This is a genomic window from Frankia sp. CcWB3, assembly GCF_977927595.1.
Genome location: NZ_CDWRCK010000372.1, coordinates 1 through 3018, shown reverse-complemented (window position 1 = coordinate 3018; position 3018 = coordinate 1). Strand labels below are relative to the sequence as shown.

At 70.9% G+C, this 3018-nt stretch carries 4 protein-coding genes; all 4 read right to left on the bottom strand.

Annotated features, from left to right (window positions below; all coding sequences use genetic code 11):
* On the bottom strand, positions 1–368 hold a 368-nt coding region (locus ACY5KJ_RS19270), incomplete at its 3' end, for a PAS domain-containing protein (RefSeq protein ID WP_462204029.1).
* Positions 369–489: 121 nt separating this feature from the next.
* Positions 490–837 carry a hypothetical protein gene (locus tag ACY5KJ_RS19265; protein WP_462188497.1) on the bottom strand — a complete coding sequence of 116 codons (348 nt, stop codon included), beginning with the start codon at positions 835–837 and terminating at the stop codon, positions 490–492.
* Positions 807–1757 carry an MFS transporter gene (locus tag ACY5KJ_RS19260; protein WP_462188498.1) on the bottom strand — a complete coding sequence of 317 codons (951 nt, stop codon included), beginning with the start codon at positions 1755–1757 and terminating at the stop codon, positions 807–809. The genes ACY5KJ_RS19265 and ACY5KJ_RS19260 overlap by 31 nt, the downstream gene beginning before the upstream one ends.
* A gap of 273 nt (positions 1758–2030) precedes the next feature.
* Positions 2031–2972 (bottom strand): ribose-phosphate diphosphokinase, encoded by a 942-nt coding sequence (locus tag ACY5KJ_RS19255; protein WP_462188499.1) that lies wholly within the window; start codon positions 2970–2972, stop codon positions 2031–2033.
* Between the last annotated feature and the right edge of the window lie 46 nt (positions 2973–3018).

The following is a 3018-nucleotide window of genomic DNA, read 5'->3' as shown; positions in this document are numbered from 1 at the left end:
AACTCCGGGCCATACCCACCGATCATCTCCTCGGCGGGCAGGCCGGAGGCCCTGGCAGCCGCCTGGTTCACCGCCCGGTAGCGCAGGCCGCGGTCGAGGACCGCAAATATGATCGGCGCCGTGTCGAACACCTGCAGACACAGCAGCGCATCTTCCCACCGGGCGAGTGCCCGCGGGGCCGGCCAGCCGAGCCAAGGCCCGCAGGTGTCGCCACGCACCTGACCATCGGGCTGCGGCGTCGGGTTCATGTCGGGACCAGTCCTGCCGGGGCCGGAGCCGCCGGTCACCGTCGGAGACTCGGGCGGGTGGATCTGCGTCCAAGTGTGGGACAGTACCACCACCGGTGCGAACGGAAGCGGCAGCAGCACCCCGAAAGCAGCAGCACTCCAAAGACAGGGGGTGCCGGGCCGGGTGCCGCCAGCGGGCCCTCCATGCCTGGTGCGCCCGTGCCTGGTGCGCCCGTGCGCGGTACGCCCGTGCGCGGTGGCACTACGACCCCGCTGGGCGCCGGGAGGTCCGACGGTCGGCGCGGGCCAAGACGACGGCCACGACCAGGTAGGGCACGCTCGCCGCGGCGAACAGCGGCCCCGGAGCCGCCCAGGTCGACCCCACCGCGTAGCCGGCGAACACGGCGACCGCCCCCACCTCGGAGCCGACCGCCGCCATCGAGATGACCGTCGCCCTGACCCGGTCGGGGATCACCGCCTGCAGCCGGGCGTCGGCCGTGGCGATCGCCCACTCGAAGATCCCAAACGCGACGGCGACGCCGACGGATCCCGCGGGACGACCGCTGATCGCCCCCACGGTCAGGCAGACCGCCGCGGTCGCAAGCAGCATCGGCATCCGCGCCGCCCCCGGCCCGTGAACCAGCCGCCCACCAAGCCCCCGGCCGACACGAGCAGCACCCACAGCGCCACCTCGGCCGCCGGGGCACCCGTCGACGCGACGAGAAGCGGAACGTATTCGTCGAGCGCGGTGAAACCCGTGACGACCGCCACTACCACTAGGGCCCGGCGCACCGCGGGCACCCGTCCCGCCTCGGCCAGACCCGTCCGCCACACCGCCGCGAAGCCCCGGCCGGTCCCCGCATCGCCGTTCCGATCGCCGCCGTTCCGATCGCCGGGCCGGCCGCTACCAGTCTCGCCGCGCTCCCCGGCCCTTGCGGCCCGCGCCGTCCTCCCGCTTCTTCCGTCAGGGCCGAACTCACCGCCACCAGAATGATCATCTTTGCAGTGATCAGGGCCGTCCAAGTAGTCGGGGCCGTCGAGGTGTCCCCGGGAGTCGGGTAGCGACGCCCCGAGCGGTACCCCAAGCAGGACCACGGCGACGCTGGCGATTCCCACGGCTCGGTAACCACCGATAGCGATGACGGGGGACGCGAGCCCGGTAGCGACGAGGACAGCGGCCGAGGCGAAGGATCGCGACCGGCCAATCAGCCTGGGATAGGCGGCGACCGCGTCCAGCCGGGTCAGTTCGGTGTAGACGACAGCCTGGAGCGTGCCCGACCGTAGTGCGCTGCCCGCCCCCCAGAACACGAACCCGGCGGCAAACGCCGCAAAGCATGGCTTAAACGTCCACAGCGCGAAACCGAGTGCCGCCAGCGCCGGACCGATCATCAACAGCAGCCGCCGAGAGACCGTATCCGCCCACAGCCCGGAGGGGATCTCCAGGAGGGAGGACGTCACCGACCACACGATGAACAGCGCGGAAATCTCCGCCGGCGACAACCCGGCGTCGACGAACAACAGCGGGTACACCGGGTAGAGCAGGACGAGCTCGTCGCAGAACGCGTAGGCGTACAGCCGGCGCGCGAGCCCGGACTCAGGTGCGGATCAACATCGCCAGGCCATATTCCCCAGCCTAGCGCCGCAGCCGCGAAGTGGGCTACCCCGTTGCGTAGCCGGAGGCCGGCGAATTTGGGGGACCTGAGGACGGTCTGCGGGCCCTGGACCGTGCCTTGCTCCCCATAACGTGGCCGCCGCGCGATCAGGCGGACCCGTGTCCGGGACCCGGCCAGGTCGACGCGACGGTCAGGCGTCGAAGAGATCGCTGACGGACTCGCCGTTGTGGATGCGGCGGATGGCCTCGGCGAGTGCCGGGGCAACCGTGAGGATCTTCAGCTTCGGCACCCGGTCCCCCGCCGGAATCGGCACCGTGTTCGTGCACACGATCTCGGCGACCTCGGGCTGGTCGCCGATGCGCTTAAGCGCACCCGCCGCGAACAGCCCGTGCGTGCACGCCACCCGCACCGACCGCACGTTCAGCTCACGCAGCCGCTCGAGCAGCTCGAGCACGGTGCTGCCCTTGGCGATCTCGTCGTCGAACACGATGACGTCCCGGCCGGCCACGTCACCGATGACCGTGCTGATGCTGACCCGGTCGTCGGCGAAACGCTGCTTGGCCCCCGCCGCCACCCGCACCCCGAGCATCCGGGCGAACGCCGCCGCTTCCTTGGCGTTGCCGAGGTCCGGGGAGACCACCGTCGTGTTCGACAGCTCGTAGCGGCGGAAATGCGCGGCGAGTTCCCGCAATGCATGCAGATGATCCACCGGCACGCTGAAGAAACCGTGGACCTGCGGCGAGTGCAGGGTCATCGCGAGGACGCGGTTCGCACCCGCGGTGACGAGCAGGTCCGCGACCAGCCGCCCGCCGATCGAGATCCGCGGCGCGTCCTTCTTGTCCGAGCGGGCGTAGGCATAGTGCGGCAGCACGACCGTCGTGCGCGCCGCCGACGCCCCGCGCGCCGCGTCCAGCATCAGCAGCAGCTCGACGAGGTTCTCCTGCACCGGTGCGACCAGCGGCTGGATGAGGAACACGTCGCGTTCCCGGCAGTTCGCGGGAAGCTGGACCTCCAGGCAGTCGTTGGCGAAACGCTGCACCCGCACCCGATGCAGCGGCACGTCGAGGTGTGTGCAGATCTCCTCGGCGAGACTCGGATGGGCACTGCCGCTGAAGACGGCGATGTCTCGCACGAACCGCTCCTTGTTCCCTGTTCTCGGTGTCCCCGGGGTCTCTGTG